This is a genomic window from Pseudoxanthomonas sp. LjRoot125, from assembly GCF_964252705.1.
GTDB lineage: Bacteria > Pseudomonadota > Gammaproteobacteria > Xanthomonadales > Xanthomonadaceae > Pseudoxanthomonas_A.
Genome location: NZ_CAXUOY020000001.1, coordinates 269,624 through 286,722, shown reverse-complemented (window position 1 = coordinate 286,722; position 17,099 = coordinate 269,624). Strand labels below are relative to the sequence as shown.

Annotated in this window: 17 protein-coding genes, 1 pseudogene and 1 riboswitch; of the genes and pseudogenes, 8 read left to right on the top strand and 10 right to left on the bottom strand. The window is 70.0% G+C overall.

Annotation, left to right across the window (positions count from 1 at the left end; all coding sequences use genetic code 11):
- Positions 1-241: 241 nt before the first annotated feature.
- Positions 242-460, bottom strand: a riboswitch (cobalamin riboswitch).
- An 85-nt stretch (positions 461-545) separates the two neighbouring features.
- From hglS to ACSION_RS01335, 4 genes are all read right to left on the bottom strand, one after another.
- A complete protein-coding gene (gene hglS / locus ACSION_RS01350; protein WP_435304518.1) occupies positions 546-1,910 on the bottom strand; it encodes a 2-oxoadipate dioxygenase/decarboxylase HglS in 1,365 nt (454 codons plus the stop codon).
- A gap of 74 nt (positions 1,911-1,984) precedes the next feature.
- Positions 1,985-2,827, bottom strand: coding sequence for a sterol desaturase family protein (locus ACSION_RS01345; protein WP_435304517.1), 843 nt, complete (start codon positions 2,825-2,827; stop codon positions 1,985-1,987).
- 18 nt (positions 2,828-2,845) lie between these two features.
- A complete protein-coding gene (locus ACSION_RS01340) occupies positions 2,846-3,139 on the bottom strand; it encodes a hypothetical protein (RefSeq protein ID WP_435304516.1) in 294 nt (97 codons plus the stop codon).
- A 108-nt stretch (positions 3,140-3,247) separates the two neighbouring features.
- On the bottom strand, positions 3,248-3,772 hold the full coding sequence (locus ACSION_RS01335; RefSeq protein ID WP_435304515.1) for a hypothetical protein: 525 nt from the start codon (positions 3,770-3,772) through the stop codon (positions 3,248-3,250).
- Positions 3,773-3,965: 193 nt separating this feature from the next.
- On the opposite strand from ACSION_RS01335, the gene ompR reads away from it, so the two are divergent.
- From ompR to ACSION_RS01320, 3 genes are read left to right on the top strand one after another with little or no spacing between them, the layout of a single operon-like run.
- Positions 3,966-4,685 (top strand): osmolarity response regulator transcription factor OmpR, encoded by a 720-nt coding sequence (gene ompR / locus ACSION_RS01330; RefSeq protein WP_435304514.1) that lies wholly within the window; start codon positions 3,966-3,968, stop codon positions 4,683-4,685.
- Complete coding sequence (locus tag ACSION_RS01325) at positions 4,682-5,947, top strand: ATP-binding protein (RefSeq protein WP_435304513.1); 1,266 nt, start codon at positions 4,682-4,684, stop codon at positions 5,945-5,947. The genes ompR and ACSION_RS01325 overlap by 4 nt, the downstream gene beginning before the upstream one ends.
- Positions 5,948-5,973: 26 nt before the next feature.
- On the top strand, positions 5,974-6,879 hold the full coding sequence (locus ACSION_RS01320; protein WP_435304512.1) for an alpha/beta hydrolase: 906 nt from the start codon (positions 5,974-5,976) through the stop codon (positions 6,877-6,879).
- 6 nt (positions 6,880-6,885) lie between these two features.
- Here the strand turns inward: ACSION_RS01320 and ACSION_RS01315 are convergent, their stop codons facing one another.
- The 4 genes from ACSION_RS01315 to ACSION_RS01300 all read right to left on the bottom strand — a co-directional run bounded on the left by ACSION_RS01315 (position 6,886) and on the right by ACSION_RS01300 (position 10,187).
- Positions 6,886-7,557: a hypothetical protein gene (locus ACSION_RS01315; RefSeq protein WP_435304511.1), complete on the bottom strand. Its 672-nt coding sequence runs from the start codon at positions 7,555-7,557 to the stop codon at positions 6,886-6,888.
- A 65-nt stretch (positions 7,558-7,622) separates the two neighbouring features.
- Entirely contained in the window at positions 7,623-8,372 is a 750-nt protein-coding gene (locus tag ACSION_RS01310) for an SIR2 family NAD-dependent protein deacylase (RefSeq protein ID WP_435304510.1), read from the bottom strand.
- 4 nt (positions 8,373-8,376) lie between these two features.
- Positions 8,377-9,528 (bottom strand): cell division protein ZapE, encoded by a 1,152-nt coding sequence (gene zapE / locus ACSION_RS01305; protein WP_435304509.1) that lies wholly within the window; start codon positions 9,526-9,528, stop codon positions 8,377-8,379.
- Positions 9,528-10,187 carry an alpha/beta hydrolase gene (locus ACSION_RS01300; protein ID WP_435304508.1) on the bottom strand — a complete coding sequence of 220 codons (660 nt, stop codon included), beginning with the start codon at positions 10,185-10,187 and terminating at the stop codon, positions 9,528-9,530. The genes zapE and ACSION_RS01300 overlap by 1 nt, the downstream gene beginning before the upstream one ends.
- A gap of 129 nt (positions 10,188-10,316) precedes the next feature.
- Here ACSION_RS01300 and ACSION_RS01295 point away from each other — a divergent pair.
- Positions 10,317-11,229 (top strand): annotated as a pseudogene (locus ACSION_RS01295) (AEC family transporter).
- 7 nt (positions 11,230-11,236) lie between these two features.
- Here the strand turns inward: ACSION_RS01295 and ACSION_RS01290 are convergent.
- Positions 11,237-12,679, bottom strand: a complete 1,443-nt coding sequence (locus ACSION_RS01290) for a PLP-dependent aminotransferase family protein (protein WP_435304507.1) — start codon at positions 12,677-12,679, stop codon at positions 11,237-11,239.
- A gap of 72 nt (positions 12,680-12,751) precedes the next feature.
- Here ACSION_RS01290 and ACSION_RS01285 point away from each other — a divergent pair, with 72 nt between their 5' ends.
- The 3 genes from ACSION_RS01285 to ACSION_RS01275 all read left to right on the top strand — a co-directional run bounded on the left by ACSION_RS01285 (position 12,752) and on the right by ACSION_RS01275 (position 14,779).
- Positions 12,752-13,432: a YczE/YyaS/YitT family protein gene (locus tag ACSION_RS01285; protein ID WP_435304506.1), complete on the top strand. Its 681-nt coding sequence runs from the start codon at positions 12,752-12,754 to the stop codon at positions 13,430-13,432.
- Positions 13,429-14,265 carry a PhzF family phenazine biosynthesis protein gene (locus ACSION_RS01280; protein WP_435304505.1) on the top strand — a complete coding sequence of 279 codons (837 nt, stop codon included), beginning with the start codon at positions 13,429-13,431 and terminating at the stop codon, positions 14,263-14,265. Before ACSION_RS01285 ends, ACSION_RS01280 begins: the two co-directional genes overlap by 4 nt.
- Positions 14,266-14,398: 133 nt before the next feature.
- Positions 14,399-14,779, top strand: a complete 381-nt coding sequence (locus ACSION_RS01275) for a hypothetical protein (RefSeq protein WP_435304504.1) — start codon at positions 14,399-14,401, stop codon at positions 14,777-14,779.
- Between the two features lie 22 nt (positions 14,780-14,801).
- On the opposite strand, the gene ACSION_RS01270 is transcribed toward ACSION_RS01275, so the two are convergent.
- A complete protein-coding gene (locus ACSION_RS01270) occupies positions 14,802-16,301 on the bottom strand; it encodes an AAA family ATPase (RefSeq protein WP_435304503.1) in 1,500 nt (499 codons plus the stop codon).
- Positions 16,302-16,454: 153 nt separating this feature from the next.
- Between ACSION_RS01270 and ACSION_RS01265 the strand changes: the two genes are divergently transcribed.
- The gene (locus ACSION_RS01265; protein ID WP_435304502.1) at positions 16,455-17,087 is read left to right on the top strand and encodes a ParA family protein; all 633 of its coding nucleotides are present in this window, start codon (positions 16,455-16,457) and stop codon (positions 17,085-17,087) included.
- The last annotated feature ends 12 nt before the right edge of the window (positions 17,088-17,099 follow it).

Sequence of the window (17,099 nt, the reverse complement as noted above, 5' to 3'; positions counted from 1 at the left end):
GCGTCCTTCTGGGACGGGGTGGTGCCGGCGTCGGCGACGGCGCTGTCGATCTGGGTCACGAGATTCCTCCATGCGTGGTGCACGCGGCGGCCCGTCCCTCGCGGGGCAGCGCAAGGCCGGATGGAGGATCACAGTGGGGAAGCGGCGTCGCAGGAGGCGAGATCGCGCGGACGGAAGACCGGCGTGCCCTGCTTCGCCAGCCCTCTCCCCCCGGAGATTCCGCGGCCGGCACCGCGCGGTGTGCAACGCGCGGCTGTCGGCAGGTCTTCGGACTCATGGGCGCGAAGGGCGAGCCTTCTTCCTACGTCCGCCGCTTCCCAGGGCAAGGCCCCAGTGCTGGTGGCGGGTTCGTTCCCAATTACCGCTGCGGGGCAGTGCCGGAGTGGCGCGAACGCGTCACCGGCTTCCCGTTTTAATCCCGTGGCTTGCGGCCACCGGAACCGACGGCCACAAGATAGTGGGGGGTCCCGGAGGCGTCAACACCAAATGTTGTGTGGAACAGCCGATGTCGACGCGATGCGGGTTTCACGGTTCCAGCGTGGGCATCAGGCCTGCAGCGCTGCGATCGACGCGTCCTGCGCCTGCGCATACAGGGCGAACGGGTCGTGGATCTTCGCGCCGAGTGCGGTTTCGAACGCGTCCTGGTTGGCGTGGGCGTCGTAGGCGCGCTGTTCGCCGCCACCGAGGTTGGACTGGAAGATGCCCGCCGCGCTGACCGGCAGGAAGTCCTCGTAGACGATCGGATCGACGACCGCGAGGCCGGCACCGACCAGCGCATCCGGCGTCATCGCCGCGCGTTCGGCCGCGGGCAGGGCGTCGCCGGCATCGGTCAGGCGGTAGCGGAAGTAGCCCAGGCCTTCGCGGCGCAGCGTGGTCTCGTCATCCGGGAACGCCGCGAACGCCGCCGCCAGTCGCTGCGGATAGTCGGCCGACGTATTGCCGGCGCCGCCCGCCTGGCGCACCTGCGCGAGCAGGCGGTCGTACAACTCACGCCCGGCCGGGGTCAGCGCCAGGCCGCGCTGCTCGATCTCGCCGAAGCGCGCGCTGTGGCTGCCGGGCACCAGCGTGCCGGTGGCGTCGGGGAAGGCGACTTCCTCTTCCAGCGCCTTGAAGCTGGTCTGGCGCAGCAGGATCGGCACGGCGCGGCGCGGCGGGCCTTCGATCAGCGCCTTGGCCTGGATGCCGCGTTCCAGCATCGCGGCCTGCGCGGCGTCGATGTCCAGCGTGCGCGGGGTGAGGTGGTTGATGTGCGGGCCGCGGAAGCTGACCACGTCGGCCACCAGGCGGTGCAGGCCGTGCAGCGCGTGGTAGGTCTCCAGCGAGACGGTCGCATCGCCATGCCAGCGGAAGGTTTCCAGCACTTCGGCGACGAAGCGCTGCGCATCGGCGTCGTCCAGTCCGCCGTCCCGTTCGGCTTGCGCGACCAGCGCGCGCGCATCGGGGGTGAAGATGTCGCGGCGGGCCAGGATCGCTTCGGCCTCGGCGCGCAGCGCGGCGTCGGCGATCAGTTCCAGCCGCAGCAGCGAGGTGAAGATGCGGAACGGGTTGGCGGCCAGCGCGGCCTCGGTCAGCGGACGGAACGCGGTGGCATGCACCGGCACACCGGCCACGGTGAGGTCGTAATAGCCCACCGGGTGCATGCCCATCAGCGCGAACACGCGGCCCAGCATCGCCAGTTCGGCCGGCGTGCCCACGCGGATCGCGCCGTGGCGCTCCAGGTCCAGGCGCTCGGTCTCGCCGGTGCGCCGCAGCCGTTGGGCGAGGGCGGGGTCGCGGCGCTGTGTGTCGGTGTTGATGTCGCCGACCAGCGTGATCAGGTCGCCGTACAGCGGCACCTCGGCGCGGTACATGTCGGACATGGCCTGGGCGAACAGGCCGCGGATGCGGTCGGGCGAAACGAAGGCGGTCATGGGATTAGGCGTGCGGGCGGCGTGGGGCCGCCGGGGGTGCGTATTGTCGCCGGCCGCGCGCGTGCGGGCCAGTTTCAGCGCCTCGTGTCCGTCCCCGGCACGTGTCCCGGCGGACCGAACAGCGTCCGCGCCACGTCGCGCATCCCGCGCGCGCGCCGCAGGTCGCGGCCCAGTTTCACCCAGGCATGCAGGACGATAGTCACCGGGTTGTAGCTGCGTACCGGCTCGACCAGACCGTAGCGGATCGGCACGCCGGGCCGTTCCTCGCGGCACGTGCCGAACAGCCGGTCGAACACGATCAGCACGCCGCCGTAGTTGCAGTCCAGGTATTCCGGATTGCTGGCGTGGTGCACGCGATGGTGCGAGGGCGTGTTGAAGACGAACTCGATGGCGCGCGGCAGCCGCGGCACCAGCTCGGTGTGCAGCCAGTACTGGTAGAGCAGGTTCGCCGCCAGCGCACCGACCACGTACGGCACCGGAAAGCCCAGCCACACCAGCGGGCCGAAGAACACCGCCGCGCCGGTAAGCTTGCCGGTCCAGCCGAGGCGGTAGGCGGTGGACAGGTTGTACTGCTCGGCCGAGTGGTGCACCGAATGGTTCAGCCAGAACCACCGCACGCGGTGGTCGGCACGGTGCATCGCGTAGTAGCAGAGCTCCTGGCCGAGGAACAGCGCGATCCAGTGCCACGCTTGGTCCATCGCGATCGTGGTCACGCGGAACTCCCAGATGGCGAACAGCAGCACGCCGACCACGCCGCCCTGGATCAGCAGGCCGAGCACGGCGCGCCCGGCGGCGTCGCCAAGCGATGCCCAGTAGCCTTTCCAGTCGTAGCGGCGACCGCGACGCACCAGCCACGCGGCCTCCACCGCCGCGATCAATGCGAACACCAGCAGCGGCAGTCCGGCGAAGGCGCGCATGCCGTCCACGGCGCCGCCTTATTGCCCGCGCCGCTCGGCCATTTTCTGGCCCGCCGCGCGCAGTTCGTCCGGCGACAGTTTGCCGTCGCCGTTCGCATCCAGGGTGTCGAAACGCTTGGCGATGCGCGGCAGCTTGGCGTCGGCCTCGGCCTTGTCGATCAGGCCGTCGCCGTTGGCGTCGGCGGCTTTCAGGCGCTCCTGCAGCGTGGCTTTCTGTTCGTCGGTCAGGGTGCGCTGCTGCGCATGGGCGGGGGCGACCAGCGCGAAGACGGACATCGCGGTGGCGAGGGGAAGCAGGACGGATCGGGACATTGGGAATCTCCGGGGAAGGAAGGAAAGGCGCAGGCGCGACGGCGCGGGAATGCATCCATGCGGCATAGGGGGTGCCATGCCGCCGCGCCTGCGGAAAAGAAGCGGTCCTCAGTGGCCGCGCGGACAGGCGATCGTCTCGCCGCTGGCATTGGTGCAGGTGCCGGTGTGCGACACCGTGCCGCCGGACACCGTGGTGCTGCCGTTGTAGTGGTTGCCGTTCGCACCGGTGGCAGTGGTGCTGCGCGCGCCGGTCACGTTGCCGTCCGCATCGCGGCTGATGCCGCCGGCGGTGCTGGCGCTGCCGCCGTTGGGGCCGTTCGCGTACGCGCTGCCCTGGCGACCGGCGCTGCCATCGGCGTTGCGGTAGGCGCTGCCTTCGTAACCAGCATTGCCGCCGTTGGCACCGCTGATGCTGCCGCTGCGCGTGGCGCTCGCATTGCCCTGGCCGTCGGCCTGCCAGGTTCGCTGGCGCTGGCTGTCGAAGCGCGCGTTGCTGCGTTCGGTGGCGACGCTGCCGCCCTGGGCGGTGCGCTGCACGGCGCGGCTGCGCTCGCGGGCTTCGGCAGGATCGGCGAACAGGGTGGTGGCGCACAGGGCGAAGGTGGCGGCGATCAGGAGCGGGGTCTTGCTCATGGCGGAATCCTCATTGGGGTGCGGGATGGCCGCACGGGGAAGCAGCGGCAGGGCCACGGTAGGGCGGGCAACGCGGGCAGGTGTGTCGCGGTTGACAGCAGATGTGTCTGCCGGCCGCGTTCGAAACATCTGCTTACAAACAGGCCGTCGGCGGGGTTTGCCGGGCGTCGCGGCGGCGGGCGATAGTGGCTCCATGGAAGACGCCCTGCCCCGTGTGCTGCTGGTCGACGACGACGTGCGCTTGCGCGAGCTGCTGCAGCGCTACCTGCAATCGCAGGGCTTCGACGTGCGCGGCGCCGGCGACGGCGCGCAGATGCGGCAGGCGCTGGACCGCGGTCACTTCGACCTGATCGTGCTCGACCTGATGCTGCCCGGCGAGAACGGTCTGGAGCTGTGCCGCCGCCTGCGCGGCCAGGGCGACGCGACGCCGATCGTGATGCTGACGGCGAAGGGCGATGAGATCGATCGCATCATCGGGCTCGAAATCGGCGCCGACGACTACGTGCCCAAGCCGGTGAACCCGCGCGAGCTGCTGGCGCGCATCCGTTCGGTGCTGCGACGTACGCGTCCGGTGCCCGGCGCGCCGCAGGCCGACGGCGGCGAGGTGGTGTTCGGGACTTTCACGCTCGACCTGGGCCGGCGCGAACTCACCCGCGACGGTGCGCTGCTGCGGCTGACCAGCGGCGAGTTCGCGGTGTTGTCGGTGCTGCTGCGGCATCCGCGCCAGCCGCTCAGCCGCGACCGCCTGATGAGCCTGGCGCGCGGCCGCGAGCACGAGGCTTTCGAGCGCAGCATGGACGTGACCATCGCGCGCCTGCGCCGCCTGCTGGAAGACGATCCGCGCCAGCCGCGCCTGATCCAGACCGTGTGGGGCGTGGGCTATGTGTTCGTGCCGCCGGAGGCCACGCCATGAGGTCGCCGCTGCCGCGCAGCGTGTTCGGCCAGCTCGTGCTGGTGATCGCGCTCGTGCTCGCCGGTGCCGGCGTGCTGGCGCTCCTGCTCGGCCGCGAGCTCGCCACGCGGCCTGCCGCCGACCAGTTGCTGCGGGCGATGCAGGGCTTCGCCGAGGTGGTCGAAGCACTCGATCAACACCAGCCGCATGCGCGCACGGTCGCGCAGTTGCGTGAGGCCGGGCTGGAGGTCCGCAGCACGCCCCCCACCGCCGCGCGACCGCGCTTCGCGCCGTTGCTGCGTGAACTCCGCGAGCAGGCCACAGGGACCCTGGGTGCTGGTCGCGAACTGCGGATGGAGGCGGGCCGCGGCTTGCGGGTGATCTGGCTGAAGCCCGCCACCCGGGAAGCGCTGTGGGTGTCGTTCGCCTATGACCGCCCCGGCACCGGCATGCGCCGCTTCTCGGTGCTTATGCTGGTGGGCTGCGTGGTGCTGGTCTGGCTGGCCGCGGCGTATTTCGCCCGTCGGCTCGTGCAACCGCTACGCCAGCTCGCCGCCGCCGCGCCGGCCATCGTGCGGGGCGATGCGCCGCCGCCGGTGCATGCGCGCGGCCCGCGTGAAGTGCGGGACCTCGCGCAGGCGCTGGGCGAAGCCAGTCGCGACGTGCGCGCCGCCGCGGAAGAACGCGCGCTGCTGCTGGCCGGCATCTCGCATGACCTGCGCACGCCGCTGACGCGCCTGCAGTTCGCCCTGGAGATGGTGCCGGACACCGATCCGGAACTGACTCGCAGCATGCATCGCGACATCGCCGAGATGGACGCCATCCTCGGCCAGTTCATCGCGTTCGCGCGTGATGGCCGCGACGAGGGCAGCGAGACCGTCGACCTCGCCGCGATCTGCCGCCACGCGGTCGCCGCCGCCTCCAAGGGCTGGCGCGTGGCGATGCCGGAGCACGCGCTGCTGCCGGGCAAGCCGATGGCGCTGCTGCGCGCGGTCGAGAACCTGCTGGTCAACGCTGAGCGGCATGGCGCGTTGCCGTTGTCGCTGCAGCTGTGGGCAGAAGGACCGGCATGGGTGGTCGAGGTGGCCGACGGTGGCCCCGGCCTTTCCGCCGAAGCGGCCGAGCGCGCGCGCCAGCCTTTCGTCCACGACCAGACGGGCGGCGGCAGCGGGCTGGGCCTGCCGATCGTCGACCGCGTGGCGCGCCAGCACGGCGGCGAACTGCGCCTGTTGCCGAACACGCCCCACGGCCTGCGTGCGCAGCTGGTGCTGCGCGCGGGTTGAACCGTACGTCCCGACGAGGAGATGCGATGAAGACGCTGTTCCGTGCCGGCCTGCTGGCCTGCGCCTTGTTCGCCGTGCTGCCGCTGGCCGCGCAGACCTTCCGCGAGCGCCTGCAGGAGATGCGCGATGCGTCGCGCCAACCTGCGGCGCGTGCGCCGACGCTGCCGGCCGGTGCGCGCACCGTTCGCGATGTGTCCTACGGCATCGATCCACGCCAACGCTACGATGTCTATCTTCCCGCGCAACCGCACCGCGCGCCGGTGATCCTGTTCGTGCATGGCGGCGGGTGGGCCAACGGCAACAAGGACAACCCGGGCGTGGTCGAGAACAAGGCGGCGTACTGGTTGCCGAAAGGCTATGTGCTGGTCTCGATCAACTACCGCATGCGCCCCGACACCGCGCCGATCGACCAAGCCCGCGATGTGGCGCGCGCGCTGGCCGACGTGCAGAAGCGCGCGCCGTCATGGAACGCCGATGCGGCAAACGTGATGCTGATGGGCCACTCGGCCGGGGCGCACCTCGCCGCGCTGGTGGGGGCGTCGTCCACGATGTGGCGGGAAGCAGGTGCCGCCCGACCGCGTGGCGTGGTCTCGCTCGACAGCGGCGCGCTCGACGTTCCGCAGACGATGCAGAAACCGCCGCTGCCCGGCATCTACGATCGTGCGTTCGGCAAGGATCGTGATGAGTGGATCGCCGCCTCGCCCTATCACCAGCTCAGCCGAGATGCGGTGCCGATGCTGTTCGTCTGTTCCTCGCGCCGCAAGGACGCCTGCCCCCAAGGCCGCGCGATGGCGGAAAAGGCACGGGCGCTGGGCGTGACGATGGAAGTGCTGCCGGAGGACCTCTCGCACGGCGAGGTCAACCGCCTGCTCGGCGCACCGTCGGCGTACACCGAGGCCGTCGCACGCTTCATCGCGCCACGCATGCGGTGAGCCGCGTCAGCGAATGATCCGCACGGCGCCCAACGCCTCCTGCAGTCGCGTGCGCGCCTTCGCTTCGTCGAACGGCGTCGTCGCTGGTGGGTCGTAGACCTCCGGACGCGTGCCCGCGACCAGCAGGTCGATCGCGAGGCAGCGCCCGTTGCGCACCGAGCGATAAGCATCGACCGACTGGTAGTGGCTCATTGCCGCATCGCCCGCACGGAAGTGGCGGAACGGCTGGCCGTCGATGCGGATCTCGTCCGGCGCTTCGGTCGTCGCGCCCTCGGGCGGATCCAGGCACGTCACCACCGCATGGCTGTCGGTGCTGGTGCCGATGCGCAGTTCGGCCGCGGTGATCTTGTCCGAGCCGTCCAGCACCAGCGCGACCAGCGGTTCGCCGCGTACGTCGGGGGCGGCGAAGGTCTTCCAGCCGCCGTTGGACAGATAGTCGCGGGTGAAGTCGCGGCGCAGCGCGAAGCCAGGCGAGGGCGCAAGCGCGATGCCGATGTCGTCGTCGGAGAACTGGAACTGCGGCGCTTCGCGTCCGGTCACCGGCGGCGCCGGATCGGCGATCTCGGCCGCAGTCTGCCCCGCCGCTTCGACCCCTTCCTGCTGGGGCGCGCGGTCGCAGCCGACGAGGAGCGCGGCGGCAACGGCCGCAAACAGCGAAACGCGGACGATGGGTTTCATGGCGCTCTCCCGAGTAACGGTCGCGCCAAGTCTGGCAAGCCGCGCGTGAAGCCGGTGCCTGCGCTTCAGCCGACCAGCAACGGCAAGCCCTGCGCTGCGGTCGCCCGCCAGACGAGGTCCACCTCCGTGGACAGCGCCGTCGGTTCCGGATTGATCTCCACCACGGTCGCGCCGTGGCGTCGCGCCAGTGCGGGCAGGCCGGCCGCGGGATACACCAGGCCAGACGTCCCTATCACCAGCATCAACGTGCAACGCTCGGCGGCGTCCACCGCCGATGCCCACGCATCATCCGGCAAGGCTTCGCCGAACCACACCACGCCTGGACGAATGCGGTCGCCGCACGCCGTGCAGCGCATCGGCTCGACGCGTTGCATGCCGTCCACGTAGTCGTCGAGCATCGTGTGCGCGTGGCCGCAGGCGAAGCAACGCAGGGCGAACAGGCTGCCGTGCACATGCGCCTCGACGACGCTGCCGGCGCGCTCGTGCAGATCGTCGACGTTCTGGGTGACCAGCGAGAGCGGCACGCGCCGCGCCAGCGACGCGAGGGCGAGGTGGCCGGCATTCGGTTGCGCATCGCGCACGCGCTGCATGCGCCAGCGGTACCAGCCCCAGACCAGTGCGGGATCCTCGCGCCACGCATCGGCGGTCGCCAGGTGCATCGGGTCGAAGCGCGACCACAGGCTGTCGTGCGTGCCGCGGAAGGTCGGAATGCCGCTTTCGGCCGACATGCCGGCGCCGGTCAGCACACAGACGGCGCCGCCGGTATCGATCGTCCGCTGCAGGGCCTCGGTGATCGCGGTGGGCACGGCGTCCACGGGTTCACGCCTTGTGCGGGGTGGCGAGGTACTCGGCGCTCTGCATCTCGATCAGGCGCGACGCGGTGCGCTCGAACGCACCCTGCAGGCGTGTGCCGGCATACAGCAGCGTCGGGGCGTCCGCCGCGGTGCAGACCAGGTTGACGTGGCGGTCGTACAGTTCGTCGATCAGGTTCACGAAGCGGCGCGCGGCGTCCTCGTTCAGCGCATCGAAGCGCGGGATGCCGCCCAGCAGCACGGTGTTGAACTCGTGCGCGACCTCGATGTAATCGGTCGTGCCGCGCGGACCCTCGCACAGCGCGGCGAAATCGAACCACGCGATGCTCTTGCCGCGACCGCGCACCGGGATCTTGCGGCTGTCGATCTCGATGTTGCCGGCGTGCGCGTCCTCGCCACCGGTCAGCTCGCGCCAGCGCGAGGCCAGCCAGGCATCGGATTCGCCATCCAGCGGCGCGCGATAGACGGGCGAGCGCGTCAACGCGCGCAGGCGATAGTCTTCCTGGCCGTCGGAGCGCAGCACCACGCAGTGCTGTTGCAGCAGGTCGATCGCCGGCAGGAAGCCCGCGCGCTGCAGGCCGTCCTTGTAGAGGTTCTGCGGTGCGGTGTTGGACGTCGTCACCAGGGTGATGCCTTCGGCGAACATGCGCTCCAGCAGGCGTGCCAGCAGCATCGCGTCGCCGATGTCGGTGACGAAGAACTCGTCCAGCACCAGCACCCGCAACTTGCCGCGCGCTTCGCGCACGATCTTCGCCAGCGGGTCGCTCTCGCCCGCATGCAGGCGCAGGCGCTCGTGCACGCCGCGCATGAAGCGGTGGAAGTGCGTGCGGTACTTGCCGCCACCTTCGCCGTGCGCCTTGTTCTGCGAGACCGAGTACGTCGGCAGCGGCAGGCTGTCGTAGAACAGGTCGACCAGGAAGGTCTTCCCGCGCCCGACTTCGCCCCAGTAGTAGAGGCCCTTCACCGTCTCCGGCGCCTTGCCGAACAGTCGCCCGAACAGGCCGGGCGCGCCGTCGTCGGCGAGCAGCGCGCCGTGGATGCGGTCCAGCTCGGCGAGCGCAGGATGTTGCGCCGGGTCGTCCTGCCACTGGCCCTGCGCCGCGCCGCGTGCGTACACCTGCGACGGCGCCAGGGCCGTCCCTTGAACATCGTCCGCCATCACGCGGGCACGTAGGCTTTCATCGCATGCTTGATGGCGCCGCGCAGGTCCATCAGCTTGCGGTGGAAGAAATGGCTGGTTTCCGGCATCCGGATCAGTTCTGGCGGGTGCGCCAGCGTATCGATCCAGTCGTAGACCGCCTGTGGCTCGACGATCTCGTCCTCTTCGCCCTGGATCACCAGCCACGGACACGTGGGCGGCGTGATCGCGGCGAAATCCCAACGCCCGGCCGGCGGTGCGATCGACACCAGCGCATCCGGTTGCAGGCCTTCGGTGGCGCGCAGCGATACGTAGGCGCCAAAGCTGAAACCGGCCAGCCATAGCTGCGTGCCCGGGCGCTGCTCGCGCACCCAGGCGACGACGGCACGCAGGTCGTCGACTTCGCCATCGCCCTGGTCGAACAGGCCCGCCGAGGCGCCGGTGCCGCGGAAGTTGAAGCGCACGGTGACCGCACCGAGTTCGCGCAGGCTGCGCGCGGCCATCACCACCACCTTGTTGTGCATGGTGCCGCCCTCGGTGGGCAGCGGGTGGCAGACCACCGCAGTGACGGGCGCGAGCGGCTCGCCTTCCTCCGGCCAGTCGACGTGGGCTTCCAGCGGCCCTTCGGGACCGTCCAGGGTGATCGGGCCGGACGCGGCGGGGAAAGCGGGATTCGTCATGCGGCCATGATAAGCCCTGCGCCCTCACGCGACCGGCGCGGCCGTGGAACGCACTCCCGACGAAAGCCCAACGGCGTCGCGCGACCGGGTGTGCGATCCTGCCCGCCCCACGTCGTCATCCGCTCCACCATGGCATTCGATGCCTTCGCCCTGATCCTGACCATGCTGGCGCTCGGCATGGTGTTCGCGCGCCTGCGCGCCTTCCCCGACAACGCGGGCGACGTCATCAATCGCGTGGTGCTGTACGTCTGCCTGCCCGCGGCCATGCTGACCTACGTCCCCCGCCTGCGCCTGGACACATCGTTGATGGGCGTGGTGGTCACGCCGTGGCTGCTGACGGTGGCCACCGTCGCGTTGGTGGCGCTGGCGACGCGCGTGCTGAACTTCCGCCGCGACGAGCACGCGGTGTTGTTGCTGTGCGTGGCGCTCTGCAACAGCAGCTTCATCGGCTATCCGATGGTGCGCGCGTTGTTGGGCGAGCACGCGCTCCCCTATGCCGTGGTCTACGACCAGTTCGGCACCTTCATCCTGCTCTCGACGTTCGGGCTGTACGTGCTGGCGCGCTACGGCGGCGATGCGCCGCCGACCGCGCGCGAGATCGCTGCGCATCGCGAAGTTCCCGCCGGTGTGGGCGTTGCTGTTCGGTCTGACGCTGATGCCGGAACAGCCACCGGCATGGATCGCCGCCGCACTGCAAAAGCTCGCCGACGCCATGCTGCCGCTGGTGATGCTGGCGGTAGGCCTGACCTTGCAGCTGAAACTGCCGCGCGATGAGTTGAAGCCGCTCGCCGTCGGCCTGCTGTTGCGCCTGCTGGTGATGCCGGCCCTCGCGGTGCCGCTGTCGCTCGCCTTCGGCATGCGCGGCGAGATGCTGCAGGCGAACGTGCTGGAGTCCGCCATGCCCACGATGATCACCGCCGCCGCGCTCGCCATCTCGCACCAGCTCGCCCCGCGCCTGGCCGCCGCGCTGGTCGGTTACGGCATCCTGCTGTCGCTAGTGACCTTGCCGATGTGGGCCTGGGTGGTGGGGCGGTTGGGGTGAGCGACCATCACGCGATCAGGCGTGTCGCACCCTCGCGACGATGCGGCGCTTCGCGCGGCTGTGCGTTCCAGGCCTCGGCCATGACGCGTACCGCTTGTACCAGGGTGTCTTCCGGTTTGGCATAGGGCAGGCGCAGCCACTGGTCGGCACCGCCTTCCACACTGAAGACCGGGCCGGGCGCGAGATACAGGCCCTTGCGCTCTACGTCCGCCGCGAGCTGCGTGGCGCTACCGCGAGGCATGCGCGCCCATAGCGATAGGCCGCCCTCGGGCAGGCGGAACTGCCACGCGGGCAGGTATTCACGCAGGGCATCCGCGAGCGCGTCGCGACGCAAGCGCAGTTGTTCTCGGCGCGCGGTAAGGACGCTCTCATCGTCGAGCATCTCGGTGACGACGAGCTGGTCGAACAGCGAACTGCCCAAGTCCATCTGCACGCGCGTCGCGATGAGGCGCTCGACATGCTCGTGTGGCGCGCGGATCCAGCCCACGCGCAGGCCGCCCCAGCAGAGCTTCGATGCGCTGCCGATGGTGAAGGCGTCGGGGGCGTGCACGGCGAACGGCGGCGGCATCGACGCATCGGAAAATCGGGTCGACTGCAACGTTTCGTCGACGATGGCGATCGTGCGCGTGGCACGCAGCGCCGCGGCGTAGCGCACGCGTTGTGCGTCGCTCATCAGGAAGCCGGTGGGATTCTGGAAATCCGGGATCAGGTACGCCGCGCGCGGCGAGGTCTGCCGCAGCGTGGCCTCGATGGCCGCGAGGTCCCAGCCTTCCTCGCCCAGCGGATCGCCCATCGGCGAACTGACCAGCCGCGCACCGCCCATCCGCAGGGCTTCGATGGCATTGGAATACACCGGCGACTCGATCATCACCCGGTCGCCGGGACGCGACAGCGCACGCGCGATGATCGCGATGGCCGAGAGCGCGCCCGACGTGACCACGATCTGCTCCGGGGCGGTCGGCAGTCCGCGGGCGGCGTACGACGCGGCGATGCGTGTCCGCAGCGCGGGCAGGCCCGACGGCAGGTAGCCGTCGCTGGCGAGATAGGCGGGCAGTGCCTCGAGCGCGCGCGCATACGCCGCGGCGACACCGGGCGTGGCCGCGCCGGCCGCGCAGTTGAGGTCGATCGTGCCGTCCGACGACGACGTCGCGGTGCCGACCGCATGCAGGGCATGGTCGTGCGCGCGTCGGCGGTCGATGGGTACGGCGGCGAACGTGCCGGCGCCCTGCCGTGCCGTGGCGAAGCCCGCCGCCACCAGGTCCGCATACGCACGGGTCACCGTGTTTCGCGAAACGCCGAGTACTTCGGTGACGGCGCGTTCGCTGGGCAAGCGGGTGCCGAGCGGTATGCGGCCGTCGCCGATCAGTTCCTGCAGCGCCTGGCGCAGGCCGCGGTAGGCGGGGGAGCGGGGGAAATCGCCGACCAGCGTGGCGAGGCGATCCGGAGCCATTGAGCGGTTCATGGGGCCACTATCGCATGATTGGCTCTATCGAAAAGAGCCAATCGGGCGGAAGGTGGCCCTATGAAACCCACGTCTTCCATCGGACTGGCCAACCTCGGCCCCCTCGCCCAGCTCAAGGCCGGTCGCCTCCCCGAACGCCTGCTGCGTTTGTTCGTCGGTCTGTGGCTGTACGGCCTGGCCATCGCGCTGATGATCGAAGGCGCGGTCGGGGCCTCGCCCTGGGACGTGTTCCACCTGGGCGTGTCGCACCACCTGCCGCTGTCGTTCGGCACGGTGATGATCCTCACCGCGGTCGCCGTCTTGCTGGCGTGGATCCCACTGCGCCAGATGCCGGGCTTGGGCACGCTGGCCAATACGCTGCTGCTGGGACCCTTCGCCGACCTCAACCTCGCCTGGCTGGCCACGCCGGAAGGCCTGCCGCTGCGCTGCGCCTACTTGCTGGCCGGCGTGGTGCTGTGCGCCATCGCCACCGCGCTGTACATCGGCGCGCAGTTGGGGCCGGGCCCGCGCGATGGCCTGATGACGGGTCTCGCACGCCGCACCGGCTGGTCGATCCGCAGCATCCGTACGCTGATCGAAGTCACCGTGCTCGCCATCGGCGTCGTGCTCGGCGGCGTGGTGGGCGTGGGCACGCTGGTGTTCGCCTTCGGCGTTGGGCCACTGACGCAGTTCTTCTTGCGCTATCTGGTCGTGCGCCTGGAAAAGCCGACGACCGTCGCCCTCGAAGGAGAAACACGATGAGCCCCGCGATCCTGCGCTACAGCGCATTCACCACCGATCCGGCCGGTGGCAATCCGGCGGGCGTCGTCCTGGACGCGCGCGGCCTGTCCGACGACGCCATGCAGCGCATCGCCGCGGACGTCGGCTATTCCGAAACCGCCTTCCTGCTGCCGCGCGAAGACGGCGAACTCGACGTGCGCTACTTCAGCCCGTTGGCCGAAGTCAGCTTCTGCGGACACGCGACGATCGCGGCGATGGTCGCGTACGCGCATCAGCAAGGTCCGGGGGATCTTGTACTGAATACACAAGCAGGGCGTGTACGCGTGACCGTCGACGCCGACTTCGCCGCCACCCTCACCAGCGTGGCGCCGCGCGTCGACGCACTCGACGTGACGGATCTCGACCGCGTGCTGGCGGTGTTGCGCTGGCATCGCGACGATCTCGATCCCACCCTGCCGCCTGCCGTCGCATATGCGGGCGCCTGGCATCCGGTCATCGCCGTCGCCTCGCGTGCGCGGCTCGCCGACCTGCACTACGACTTCGATGCGCTGTCCGCATTGATGGCGGCGCGTGGATGGACCACGGTGAACCTGGTCTGGCGCGAAGACGCGCACACGCTGCACGCGCGCAATCCCTTCCCGCCGGGCGGCGTGGTGGAAGATCCCGCCACCGGCGCGGCGGCGGCCGCGCTGGGTGCCTACCTGGCGACGCAGGATGCATTGCCCGACACGCGCCGTTTCCGCATCCTGCAGGGCCACGACCTCGGCCGACCCAGCCTGCTGCAGGTGGAGGTGCCCCACGACCTCCAGCAAGGCGTGCGGGTGAGTGGCTCGGCGGTGGAGATGATGGCCTGACGTGCGCGAGATGCGTAGTGATCCGTGGCGTCGCATCAATGGGGGTGCTACAAGGACCTGCGCTTCCGCACCCCGATCAGGGCTGCGGCGCCCCACTCACTGGCAGATCATCCACGGGAAGGAGCTTATGCGATTGAACGCGCTTGTCCTTGCAGCAACCATGGCAATTGCTGCTGTGCCGGCCGAGGTGCATGCCGCACCCGACCCTTTGTTTGGCGACGACCCGCACGCCAAGGCGGTGCTGGATTGCCACGCTGACTACGCACGACGCTTCACCAAGGCGCTGACGCCGGTGAAGGGAACGCCGACCGAGGTGGCGACGGCTGCCTACGCTAGCTGCGCGGGTGAGTTCGAAGCCTTCTCGAAGGCGGTGCGGGCGCATGCCGAAACCAGCAAGGATCCGAAGGCCTTCATGGACCCGGACGGTTTCCAGAGGGAACAGGTGGCGAAGCTGCGCGAGTACGCGTTCGCTTACACGCTCGACCTGTATCTGCGGAACACGACGACGTTCTGACGGAGCGCGCGGCGCCGGGCGCTCAATCCGCCGGCACCGTCCGCTCGCGTGCCCATTCGCGCAGCGCCTGCACCTGCTCGGCCATCAGCACCGACAGCGGGCGCGTGTTGCGGATCTCGTGCATCACCACGTCGGTGTCCAGTGGCTTCTGTTCCGCATGCGCGGCGTACAGGGCCGAGACGATGGCCTGTTCCAACTCTGCGCCGGAGAAGCCGTTGGCCGCGGCGGCGAGCGCCGGCAGGTTGAAGCCTTCCGGGTCCAGCTGGCGACGCGACAGGTGGACGCGCAGCACCTCCACGCGCGCCTCGGGCGAAGGCAGGTCGACGAAGAAGATCTCGTCGAAGCGGCCCTTGCGCAGCAGTTCCGGCGGCAAGTCCTGCACCTGGTTCGCGGTAGCCACGAGGAACACCTGCCCGCTACCCGCACCGGCCTTGCGCTCGGCCATCCAGGTGAGCAGGTAGCCGAGCACGCGGCGCGAGACGCCACCGTCTTCGTCGCCGCCGCTGGCCAGGCCTTTCTCGATTTCGTCGATCCAGAGCACGCACGGCGCCAGTTGCTCTGCGGAAGCCAGCGCAGAGCGCAGGTTCTTCTCGGTCTCGCCGTGGTACTTGTCGTACAGCGTGCCGAAGTCGAGCCGCAGCAACGGCACGCCGAAACCGGCGGCCGTGGCCTTGGCCAGCATCGACTTGCCGCAGCCCTGCACGCCGAGCAGCAGCACGCCCTTGGGCAGGTCCAGGCCCGGCGGCGGATTGCCGGAAACGAACACCGCGCGGCGCTGCTCGATCCAGCGCTTCAGCCGCGACGCGCCGGCGACGTCGGCGAACTTCGCCGTGTCGTACTCGTAATGCAGGTGGCCACTGCGGTTCAGCAGTTCGAACTTCAGCTTGTTCAGCGCCGGCAGGTCGCTCGCGCTGAGCGCGCCATCGTTGAAGATCAGCTGGCGGGCGATCCGGCGCGCGTCGACCAGGCTCAGGCCCTGCAGGTTGCGCACGATCTGCTTCACCGCCTCGCCATCGGCTTCGACCCGGCGGCCGCCGTGTTCGCGGGCGTAGTGTTCGGCTTCCTCGCGGACCATCTTCAGCAGCGCCGGGCCATCGGGCAGGCGCGGGCTGAAGCGCACCGCGAGCGCCTCGAGTTCGGCCGGCAGCTCGATCTTCGCGCCGACCAGCACCACCACGTGCGGCAGGGTGTGGCGGCGCTGCAGGATGTCGCGCAGCTGCCGCTGGCTGCTGGCGTAGCCCAGGTAGGGATGGAAATCGAACAGCAGGTAGATGCCGCGCTGCTCGGCCTGCTTGATGGCCTGCAGGGCGGCGCTGGCGTCGGGCGGGCCGACGGCGTCGTCCTCGCGGTCCATGTCCAGACGTCGCAGGCCTTCGGTGATGCTCCAGCGGAACAGCGCCCGCCACACCTGGGCCAGGGCCTGTCGGAACAGCTCCACCACGCGGGCCTCGTCCTGCGTCTCGATGACGATCAGCGGGGTGTTGGCGCGGATCAGCGCGGTGAGGTCCTGCAGTTCGTTCATGGGGCGGCCGGTCCGTGGGGACGGGCACGATAGCAAGGGCGTGCGCGGCGGGGAACGACGGTGGTGGGGCTTCATCCCCGGTTCCCGGACGCCGGTTCCCGCTTCACCAAGGCCGGTGTACCCTGCGGGCTCCCCGGGCAACGAGGTGCGCGCATGAAGACGATTCTGGTCGCCAGCTCCAAGGGCGGCGCGGGCAAGACCACCCTGGCGACCAATCTGGCCGCGTACTTCGCACTCGATGGCAAACGCACGGTGCTGGTGGATGCGGATCCTCAGCACTCCTCCACCCGCTGGGCCGAACGCCGCGCCGAACTGGAAAGCGCGGTGTTGCCGATCGATGCCAGCGGCAAGCGCGCCTGGCGCGCCTGGCTGCCGGACGACGCCGAACGCGTGGTCGTCGATGCGCCCGCCGGTGCGATGGCCGACGACCTGGACAGCTTCCTGGAACATGCCGATGCCGTCGTGGTGCCGGTGCTGCCTTCAGCGCTGGACATCGAGGCCACGGTCGGCTTCCTCAACACGCTGGCCAAGGTGCCGCGCGTGCACAAGCGCAAGCTGCCGGTGGGGCTGGTGGTCAACCGCACCAAGCCCTGGACCAATGCCTCGCAGCAGGCCGTGGAGATGCTGAAGACCTGGCCGTACCCGGTGGTTACCCAATTGCGCGACACCCAGGCCTACGTGGTGCTGGTGGGACTGGGGCGCAGCCTGTTCGATTACCGCTCGGCCCAGGTCCGCGACCACCAGGCCGACTGGGAACCGTTGTTGAAATGGATCAAGAAGGCCTGAGGCCTAAGGAGC